Raw genomic sequence first — 8389 nt, forward strand, 5'->3', positions numbered from 1 at the left:
ATGCTGCATCGGCCCAGAAAGACAGGCCGACCATGCCCCTCACGATGAAGTACTCCGAAACCTACAACGACGCTCTCATTGCGCTCGCTGCCGCTACTCATCGGCCGGCCAACGTGGTGAACCTGTTCGGCGAGTACGCCATTCGTGTTGACCTCGAATACAACCGGTTCCTTCTGGCGACCAATACCGCGGCTGGACTCTCCGATCGACCCGACAACGGAGAATCATGGCTGGTGCGGTTCTTCCAATCCGAGAACACCGACACTCCGGATCGCCTCCTCGCGGAGGCGTCGCATCAATGGTTGGTCGATGCTTTGGACGCCGCGCTCGAACAGATCGCAGCGGCAGGGAACAAAATCTCCGCCGACGCGGACTTCGGCGACCCTACCCGCACCGAAACTCCATCCTGAACGGCATCGTCTCGAGCAGCACCACTAGTCCCCCTCGGCGGTCAACTGGCTGATTCGAGCCGCTAAGACTGCATTCTCGGCCTCGAGGGACAGAATCAGACGAATACCGACGAGATTGACTCCGTCGTCGATCAGCGCGGTGATTCGTCCGAGCGTATCCAGGTCGGCCTCGCTGTACCGGCGCGTACCGCCATCGGTGCGGGTTGGTGTGAGCAAGCCCCTTCGCTCGTAAAGGCGCAGCGTCTGAGGTCCTACCCCGGACAGTTCAGACATCACTGAGATCCCGTACACGCCGCGCAGCGCCCGGGTCTGGGATTCCGACGTCACTGGAACCTCCTAGTTCGGTGTCGGCTGTCTCAATCGGCGTCACCCGACCTTAGCACCATCACGCAGTGAATCTGACGCCCAGGACATAGATTCAAGCGTGTCCAGGACCACTGACAACAAGAATCGTCGAGCAGAAAGGGCGTGAAATGGCAGATCAAAGCCGATTTCGACAAGATTGCACAATGCGCTTTCCTTCGCCCGCGAATCGAAGTAGCCTTGCCAATTATCTACATCGGCTGATATAGATTTTGTAGCACCTGAAAGCGCCATAACTGGAGCTCGAAGGCGCAGAACACCCAGACGTCGGAGTCGGTGGTTCAGCCGACTCCCTCACGGCACACTCTTCACCGGGAGCAAGATGACGACGATCGACATCCCGCCCACACAGGGCGAGAGCACCACCGGCATCGGAATCACTGTCGCAAGTGCGACTTTGACAACCGAAGAGGTCAAGCGCCGAATCGCGATGATGTACGGCGACCCGGTGACAGAGGAGCCAGTAGCACTCGCGCACTGAACCTGACCGACACGCGATCCGATTGACGATGGCGCGAGACCGCCCCACTGGAGGGCGCTCCCCATCAAGACGAGAGGAAAACATATGTCCGAGTTCACCGTACCGGGACTGAGCAGCGCAGACGGTTCGTCCGTCGCCGATATTCTGCAGGAACGCCTCAGCGCCTACAACGATCTTCACCTCACGCTCAAGCACGTTCACTGGAACGTCGTGGGCCCCAACTTCATCGGCGTGCACGAGATGATCGACCCCCAGGTGGAGTTGGTTCGCGGCTACGCCGACGATGTGGCCGAACGTATCGCGGCACTGGGTAACTCGCCCAAGGGCACTGCGGGAGCAATCGAGCGCGATCGAACGTGGGACGACTACTCCGTCGGCCGCGACGACGCTCGTGCGCACCTCGCTGCGCTCGACCTCGTCTACACCGGGATCATCACCGACAGTCGCACCGCAATCGACAGCGTCGGCAAGATCGATCCGATCACCGAGGACATGTTGATCGGCCAGACGGCGCAGTTGGAAAAGTTCCAGTGGTTCGTTCGTGCTCACCTCGAGAACTCGGGTGGCAGCCTCGTACACGAAGGCGCGTCCACCGAGCAGGATGCCGCAAATGAGGCGCGTCAGAACTGACGCACCGTCCGCGGGTTAGGCCGAGCGGGGGGCGGCCGAAACCGCACACCCCCCAACCGGGAAGGGCCAGAGCATGTCTGCGGACTCGCGCGGCACGTCGACACAAACACGTCGCGAGTATCAGATGTTCGTGTTGCAGCAGCGTTTGTTGTTCGGATCGATCGTGGCAGGCACCGCCCTTGGAGTTCTCGCGATCAACTACTTCTGAAATATCAGGGGCCGCAACCGTCGAAGACAGGACAGAAACGACACAATCATGAGTTCGAGCACTCTCCGCTCGATCGTTCGTAGCGATCGATTTGCGGCAAGCAGTTCTTCTCTTCTGCTCGTGGACAGCGATTTTCGTATCCAGGGCGCAAACGACGAATACCTTGCCGTATCCGGTCGCAGCCTCGATCAATTGCACGGAGTGGAAGTGTTCGAAGCCTTCCCCGACAATCCCGACGACTCGTTTGCCGATGGAATCTTCTCGTTGACAACGTCATTCGAGCGCACGATGCACTCCCGAACTCGGGACGCACTGCCGACTCAGCGTTACGACGTGCGCGACGAGCGCGGGAGCGGGATGTTTGTCACCCGCTATTGGAATACGGTGAATTCCGCCGTCACCGATGATGACGGCAGGGTCATCGGTGTGCTTCATCGTGTATACGAGGTTCAACGACCGCTGGCTCAGCAGTCCAGTTCGGCGTCAGACGTCCTCACCCGCCTTCGCGCGGAAAATGACGAACTGAGAAGAGCTTTGGATTCTCGGCCCTTGATCGAGCAGGCCAAGGGATTACTGATGGCCGAGCGTGAGTGCTCGGCCGACCAAGCCTTCGACTTTCTGGTCCAGATGTCGCAGGAATGGAACGTCAAGGTGCGCGACATCGCCGGTGGTCTTGTCGCCGCAGCAGAACGACGTGCCGTGGATCAAAAGAATTCCTGACGACCGGGATTCAAAAGTTGTACGGCTGGGTAATGACCGACCAGAGGTACCCCCGAAATCTTCCCCCTCGAGGGAGGAGCCTCGAAGGTCCCGCCGGTTCAGGCCGGCGGGACCGAGCTTTGCCTTAACACCCGACCTGGATCCGCGATCCGAGTCGAGTTCGTCACGCAGCGAAGGGAACGTCCATGTTCATGCGCTCCTAAACATCTCCCAGGCCCCTTGCCGACGAGTGGGATTGGCAACTGTCCGGCACCTGCCGCGACACCGACCCCGCTCTGTTCTACGACGATACGAACGAGCGCGGCTCCAGGCGAGCGAAGCGCGAGAGTTCGGCGAAGCTGGTGTGCGCCAGATGCCCTGTCGTGCAGAGATGCCTGGTGCACGCCATCCAGACCGGGGAACCCCACGGTATCTGGGGCGGCATGACGGCGACCGAGCGAGAATCGCTGCGCAAAGCTCGAACTGAACCACTGATCAGTGCCGCGACGAGCTCACGAGAGTAGGCAGGAACCTCAGGGCCTGGCCTCGTGGTGCCGCAAACCGTGCGTGCGGCGTCGCTCCTTCATCTCGGCTTCGAAGAGGTGCGGCACTCCGCCTGCCAGCTTGTCGCGCACCACTTTCTCGCATTCACGAAAAAACGACCAGTAGTTCTCGTCGAACTCTTCGACCAACTGGAAAGTCCAGCGCCCCTCGACCACGTTCCGGCCGATCAACTCGCCCTCGACCTGATCGGCCAGGTCGTCGTTGCCGCTGGATCGCAGTAGCTCGACGACCTCGTCGAGCATCAGATCGGCATGCCCTATCAGCTGATGGAAGTCGTACAGAGCACCGCGTGCCCGTTCCACCGTTTCAAGGGCGTTCGACAGCACTCCTGCCGCCTTCACCTCGTCATCAGTGACACCTTCCGGTCGTATGTGTACGGGGATCTGTCTGTCCGAATGGGTGTCCATGAAGCGGCTGTACCCGAACGACGCGAAAATGAAAGATGAGGATTCGGTACGTCCGCACCACAGGTGATGTGTCTCACAATTCATCCTCTAGTTCGGGTAAAGAGGGTTAGTTCGCCGGGCGAAGGGTAATCCAAGGCCATGAATACTTCCGGGGTAGAGATGGCTGGCACGCACGGCCGGTACCGGTCCTTGCCTCGGTCCGCCGGAATTACGCCACATCTACCTACAGGAAGCCCCTTGATCCCTCTGTCGAGTCCGACCGAAACCGAACTAACTCACGACTCCATCGCCTCGCTCCGCGTCCGCGCGTCGTACTCTCAACTTCCCACTCTGCGCGGAATCACCCGAACGGTTGCCAACAACACCGGACTCGATGTCGACGGAACAGCCGATCTTGCTCTGGCGATGGACGAAGTCGCGAGCATCCTCATCGGCCACGCGATACCGTCCAGCGACCTGACCTGCCGATTCGACACCGTCGGCCGCACACTTCGGACCGTCGTGTCCGTGATCGCGCACTCCGAGATACCCGACAAGTCGCACAGCTTCGGATGGTTCGTTCTCGAAGCGCTGGTCGATTCCGTCCGCTTGGAACAGTCGGAAATCGACGCGGACGGTCACATCACCCTGACGATGACGCTTGAAAAGGGCTTGCCCCAGGAGCGTGCGTGACCGCTGTCCCACCGGACAAGAAGGACCAGTACGAAACAGCTGTCGAACTGTTCGTCTCGATGGCCTCGCTTCCGCCGAATGATCCCAGCCGAGAAAAGATCACCACCTCGATCATCGAACTGTGCCTACCCCTGGCCACACACGTCGCTCGCCGATACCAGGGGCGTGGCCAGCCTTTCGAGGACTTGGAGCAAGTTGCTCGCGTCGGGCTCATACAGGCCGTGCAGCGATTCGACGTCGACAAAGGATCGGATTTCCTGTCGTTCGCCGTCCCGACCGTCATGGGTGAGGTACGCAAGCATTTTCGCGATCACGGCTGGTCCGTGCGAGTGCCTCGTAGCCTTCAGGAACGGCACCTTGCCCTCAACCGGGCGCTCACGACTTTGTCCCAGACGCTCGGCCGTGCACCGACAGTCGCGGAACTCGCCAAGGAACTCGACATCGAACCGGACGAGGTCGAACAAGGTTTGACCGCCGGTAATTCGTACCGAACCACACCGCTCGACACCGCGTCCGCCGGCGACGGGAGTGGTCTGACTCTGATAGACACTTTGGGACAGTACGACGAAGCGATCAGTCGGATCGACAATCACGAAACCCTGCGGCCCGCGCTCCTGGCACTACCGGAGCGCGAGCGCACGATCGTCGTTCTCAGATTCTTCGGCCATCTCACCCAATCCCAGATTGCCGAAAAGGTCGGCATCTCTCAGATGCATGTATCCAGAATCCTCACTCAGTCACTGAAGCAGCTACGCACCGAGATGGGTGAAATCTTCTGAAGGTACGTCTCGAGGATCAGATGTATTCCTGCGCAAGACGTTCCAGCTCGTCTCGATCGATGAGACCGGGCTGGCCGATGTCGAGGGCCTCGAGATACTTGTTGGCGAGGCGGTAATCGTGCCCCCACCGGCCGTGCTCGCCGTCCTGCTCGGTGCGCTGCACACTGGAACCGGGCGGAACCTCGTCCCGCAAACCATTGGTCTCCGCGCCGATCAGTGTGTCGAGCTTGGTCGAGATGGCCGTGAGTGCATCGCGGTCGTTCATCTGATTCCCTTCGTCCGGTGACGCTGATCTTCCACCATACCGAAGCGTCGAGCCAAAAACATTGCACCGCTTAATATTCGACCTCTCACCTGGACCGATTCACGCCCTCGAGCTACACTGAACGGTACCGAGGTTGAGAATACAGCCGGGGTTGAAGCCACTGGCGCTCGGTTCGCATCAAGGCTCTGGATCAGGTGAGTATTTCCTGCGCACATCTGTACTGTTCATTTCCATTGAGCTCTAAAGCTTTCCACGCCTGGACGCATTCACTTTCCGCGCCGCCAGATCGGTCGTCAGCCTTTCGATGAAAGCACACAGACCGGATCTGCCATGAATCTGAATGAACTCGACCACACACCGATCGATTCCATCGATCCCTCAACACAATTGGGGCCGATCGTGGAAACGCATGGTTTCGCGGCCTGGCGGATAGCGCCCTCGACAGTCCTGATCCGGGTCGACGTCGACCTCGACAAACTCTCCGCCCCAGCACTACGAGAACTTCTCAACTCGTACGCTGCGGAGTGGTCTCGCGTCATTCTGGACTTGTCCAACTCACTGTTCGTCGGTGCGGTCTGCCTCGAACTGTTCGCCGAGCTGAACTCCCGTTCGCGAGCCAACGACTTCCAGTGGGCCGCGATCGGGTCACACCCGCTTCGACGCTTGCTTCGCGCGGCGCGGGCGGAAGAGGAATTCCCGGTCACCAACTCTGTCGAGGGAGCAATGAGCGCGCTCGACGAAGCAGAGAAGTCACTCGAAGCCTCCTGACGCCACGGCTGCCCCGGCGTCGAGCGCCAGGCGCTCGCAGCGACTAAGGTTCGTCGGGCTGTCCGACGAGCTGAGAGAGACCGAGAATGACAATCGCCAAGCGCCTCGATGCCTTGCAACAGAAGCATCCGGCCCTGGGGTTCCCGATAGCGGTCCTCTACAAGTTCCTCGACGATCAAGGTGTTTATCTAGCCGCGCTGATCGCTTACTACGGCTTCGTCTCGCTCTTTCCTCTTCTTCTGTTGCTCTCGACCATTCTCGGCTTCGTGCTGTCGGGCAACCCTGAGCTTCAGCAACAGATCTTGGACTCCGCGCTGCATCAGTTTCCGGTGATCGGTGACGACCTGGGCAATGCGCAACAGATCGGCGGCGGTGTCACGGGTCTGGTGATCGGAATCGTCGGTGGTCTCTACGGTGGCCTCGGTGTCGCTCTGGCTTGCCAGAACGCGATGAACACGGTGTGGTCGGTGCCCCGAAACATGCGACCGGATCCCATCCGCGGGCGTCTCCAAGGGCTACTACTCCTCGGCACGATCGGTCTCGCGATCTTGGGGACCACCGCTGTCTCCAACATCGGCGGTGCGCTTCATCTGGGCGGTTCGTTCAGCTTCCTGCTGACCCTTGCGGTAGTCGTCTTGAATGCGGGCATCTTCATCGTCGCTTTCCGGCTCACCTGCGCCCGCCCGCTCTCGGTAGCCGATGTGGCACCTGGAGCGATCGCCGCTGCTGTTCTCTGGCAAGCACTTCAGTCCTTCGGTGCCCTCTATGTGACCTCTGTGGTGCGGGGTGCCTCCACCACCAATGGCGTCTTTGCCATCGTTCTGGGTTTGTTGGCCTTCTTGTTCCTCGCTGCAGCCTCGATCGTCATGTGTGCGGAAATCAACGTCGTGCGAGTCGACAAACTCCATCCGCGGGCGTTGTTGGCTCCGTTCACCGACAACACCGAACTCATCGAAGGCGATCGGCGCACCTTCGCCGATCAAGCAAAAGCACAACGCGCGGTTCCCCACGAGAACATCCATGTGACGTTCGACGGGCACACCAAACCCGACGATTCGGACTGATCTCGACCCCGATCGAGTTGGGTATTTGGTCCCCTCCTCGGTATCGGGGTGGCATTCTGCGCCGCGAATCCAGATTTAACACAGGTGTTGTCATTTCACGCTGCATCGAAGGGACGAATACATCACAGCAGGTGAACGCGCATAGTTGAACAATCACCTGCTTCCGACGTGGTCCCGGAACGGGACAAAGCCGTCAAATACTGCAACTCGCCATGCATGTAATTGGAGACAGAAAAAGAAGAGCATGGCAGGATCAGGTGTGAGACCGGACTCTCGATGGGAGGGCTCGGCTCGATGGATCCAGGAGAATTTGGTTATGGCTCAGGGCAGTGTCAAGTGGTTCAACGGTGAAAAGGGCTTCGGATTCATCGAGCAGGAAGGTGGCGGACCGGATGTGTTCGTTCACTACTCGGAGATCCAGGGCAGCGGCTACAAGTCCCTCGACGAGGGCCAGAAGGTCGAGTTCGAGATCGGACAGGGCCAGAAGGGCCCCCAGGCTCAGAACGTTCGCGCCATCTGAGTTCGATCCCAGTCTGACTTCAGACTGAAAAGGCTGGACGCTGCACCGCATGGTGCCGGCATCCAGCCTTTTCTTGGTTTCCGGATCGTCTTGGTTCACGGGTCGGGCTTGTTCCGAATTGGCACCGGTTACGTCGCTCTCGCCCGCTTCTTCTTGTGGGAGCTGTCGCAGAACGGCGCGATGCCGGTCCGCCCACATCGACACAATGCAACCGTAGAGCGCTTGTTCTCTATCGGAGTGCCGTCGTCACGGAGCAACTCGAAGTCACCACGCACCAGCAGCGGGCCGTCCGTGCAGGCGGTTATGGTGGTGTTGTTACCGGGAACACTCGGTGTTTCGGCAGATGACGATTCGGGAAACGCGGTCATATGTCCTCTTCAGTTCTCGATTCGGCCACTGGTGTGCCCACTTCCATGCCTGTTCCACAGGCCCGCGGCCCACTGAGCGCCACTCTCGTTTCCATTCTGCGCTCCTCGGCCGATCCGAGGGAGATTACGGCTGCCGCTGACGCGTACGAGGAGGCACAGTCCACCGACCTCACCTACGACCTTCTTCGTGA

The 8389-nt window shown here is 59.8% G+C and carries 15 protein-coding genes; 11 read left to right on the forward strand and 4 right to left on the reverse strand.

Annotated elements, in window-relative coordinates:
* Positions 1-32: 32 nt before the first annotated feature.
* On the forward strand, positions 33-410 hold the full coding sequence (locus tag RWT78_RS14150) for a hypothetical protein (RefSeq protein WP_007726560.1): 378 nt from the start codon (positions 33-35) through the stop codon (positions 408-410).
* A 24-nt stretch (positions 411-434) separates the two neighbouring features.
* Here the strand turns inward: RWT78_RS14150 and RWT78_RS14155 are convergent, their stop codons facing one another.
* Positions 435-737 carry a MerR family transcriptional regulator gene (locus RWT78_RS14155; protein WP_003943719.1) on the reverse strand — a complete coding sequence of 101 codons (303 nt, stop codon included), beginning with the start codon at positions 735-737 and terminating at the stop codon, positions 435-437.
* Between the two features lie 358 nt (positions 738-1095).
* Here RWT78_RS14155 and RWT78_RS14160 point away from each other — a divergent pair, with 358 nt between their 5' ends.
* The 5 genes from RWT78_RS14160 to RWT78_RS14180 all read left to right on the forward strand — a co-directional run bounded on the left by RWT78_RS14160 (position 1096) and on the right by RWT78_RS14180 (position 3315).
* On the forward strand, positions 1096-1254 hold the full coding sequence (locus RWT78_RS14160) for a hypothetical protein (protein ID WP_003943664.1): 159 nt from the start codon (positions 1096-1098) through the stop codon (positions 1252-1254).
* Positions 1255-1338: 84 nt separating this feature from the next.
* Complete coding sequence (locus RWT78_RS14165; RefSeq protein ID WP_003943731.1) at positions 1339-1884, forward strand: Dps family protein; 546 nt, start codon at positions 1339-1341, stop codon at positions 1882-1884.
* Between the two features lie 73 nt (positions 1885-1957).
* Complete coding sequence (locus RWT78_RS14170) at positions 1958-2092, forward strand: hypothetical protein (protein WP_003943674.1); 135 nt, start codon at positions 1958-1960, stop codon at positions 2090-2092.
* A 48-nt stretch (positions 2093-2140) separates the two neighbouring features.
* On the forward strand, positions 2141-2812 hold the full coding sequence (locus RWT78_RS14175; RefSeq protein ID WP_003943739.1) for an ANTAR domain-containing protein: 672 nt from the start codon (positions 2141-2143) through the stop codon (positions 2810-2812).
* Between the two features lie 242 nt (positions 2813-3054).
* Entirely contained in the window at positions 3055-3315 is a 261-nt protein-coding gene (locus RWT78_RS14180) for a WhiB family transcriptional regulator (RefSeq protein ID WP_172403429.1), read from the forward strand.
* 9 nt (positions 3316-3324) lie between these two features.
* Here the strand turns inward: RWT78_RS14180 and RWT78_RS14185 are convergent, their stop codons facing one another.
* Positions 3325-3762, reverse strand: coding sequence for a hypothetical protein (locus tag RWT78_RS14185; RefSeq protein WP_037131043.1), 438 nt, complete (start codon positions 3760-3762; stop codon positions 3325-3327).
* A 237-nt stretch (positions 3763-3999) separates the two neighbouring features.
* On the opposite strand from RWT78_RS14185, the gene RWT78_RS14190 reads away from it, so the two are divergent.
* Positions 4000-4434: an anti-sigma factor gene (locus tag RWT78_RS14190; protein WP_003943620.1), complete on the forward strand. Its 435-nt coding sequence runs from the start codon at positions 4000-4002 to the stop codon at positions 4432-4434.
* Positions 4431-5213, forward strand: a complete 783-nt coding sequence (locus RWT78_RS14195) for a SigB/SigF/SigG family RNA polymerase sigma factor (protein WP_003943639.1) — start codon at positions 4431-4433, stop codon at positions 5211-5213. The genes RWT78_RS14190 and RWT78_RS14195 overlap by 4 nt, the downstream gene beginning before the upstream one ends.
* 16 nt (positions 5214-5229) lie before the next feature.
* On the opposite strand, the gene RWT78_RS14200 is transcribed toward RWT78_RS14195, so the two are convergent.
* Positions 5230-5478, reverse strand: coding sequence for a hypothetical protein (locus RWT78_RS14200; protein WP_003943680.1), 249 nt, complete (start codon positions 5476-5478; stop codon positions 5230-5232).
* A 330-nt stretch (positions 5479-5808) separates the two neighbouring features.
* On the opposite strand from RWT78_RS14200, the gene RWT78_RS14205 reads away from it, so the two are divergent.
* The 3 genes from RWT78_RS14205 (at position 5809) to RWT78_RS14215 (ending at position 7830) form a co-directional block, all read left to right on the forward strand.
* On the forward strand, positions 5809-6246 hold the full coding sequence (locus tag RWT78_RS14205) for an STAS domain-containing protein (RefSeq protein WP_314676326.1): 438 nt from the start codon (positions 5809-5811) through the stop codon (positions 6244-6246).
* Between the two features lie 86 nt (positions 6247-6332).
* Complete coding sequence (locus tag RWT78_RS14210; protein ID WP_003943713.1) at positions 6333-7310, forward strand: YihY/virulence factor BrkB family protein; 978 nt, start codon at positions 6333-6335, stop codon at positions 7308-7310.
* Positions 7311-7626: 316 nt separating this feature from the next.
* On the forward strand, positions 7627-7830 hold the full coding sequence (locus tag RWT78_RS14215; protein WP_003943666.1) for a cold-shock protein: 204 nt from the start codon (positions 7627-7629) through the stop codon (positions 7828-7830).
* Positions 7831-7958: 128 nt separating this feature from the next.
* Here RWT78_RS14215 and RWT78_RS14220 read toward each other — a convergent pair whose 3' ends face one another.
* Complete coding sequence (locus tag RWT78_RS14220) at positions 7959-8198, reverse strand: CDGSH iron-sulfur domain-containing protein (protein ID WP_003943717.1); 240 nt, start codon at positions 8196-8198, stop codon at positions 7959-7961.
* Positions 8199-8389: the final 191 nt, after the last annotated feature.

Origin of the sequence: uncultured Rhodococcus sp. (assembly GCF_963525155.1) — a bacterium.
Classification (GTDB): Bacteria; Actinomycetota; Actinomycetes; order Mycobacteriales; family Mycobacteriaceae; genus Rhodococcus_F; species Rhodococcus_F qingshengii.